Origin of the sequence: Kitasatospora sp. SC0581 (genome assembly GCF_048159585.1) — a bacterium.
In the GTDB taxonomy this organism is placed as follows: Bacteria; Actinomycetota; Actinomycetes; order Streptomycetales; family Streptomycetaceae; genus Kitasatospora.
The window spans coordinates 1-371 of record NZ_JBLRWA010000221.1 but is presented as its reverse complement, the minus strand read 5'-3'; the positions used below and the strand labels follow the sequence as shown (position 1 = coordinate 371).

Below are 371 nucleotides of genomic sequence, written 5' to 3'. Positions count from 1 at the left end.
CGCTAATCGACTGCTGCAGGTCGGATTGGAGAGTTGTTTCAAGGTCGTTCTGCTGCGCACGGAGCGCATTCGCCGTATTGGCCAGATATTGCCGGATTGTATCGGATTCGAAGCGGATATTCGCATTTTCGCCCGTTTTATTGCTAAACTGGGCGCGCACCGCTTCGTTCCCAAGATGAAGGCTGTCAAGCTGTTGTTTGACGGCTTCGCTGGTTAGCGCGTCATTTAAAGAAAGAAGGCGGTCAGTGAAAATTTTGGCAAGGGAGTCGGTCATACTTTTCATTTTGACATAATCCAGATAATCATTTTGGAGTGAGTCCCCTTCTTTTTTGCCATCCGCCAGTACACTGCTGTTGCTTTCCAGCAGATCC

Annotated in this window: 1 protein-coding gene; it reads right to left on the bottom strand. The window is 49.1% G+C overall.

What is annotated here, in order from left to right:
* Positions 1-371, bottom strand: a 371-nt coding sequence (locus ACLWS4_RS37870) for a hypothetical protein (RefSeq protein WP_416876555.1), incomplete at both ends; no start/stop codon positions are given.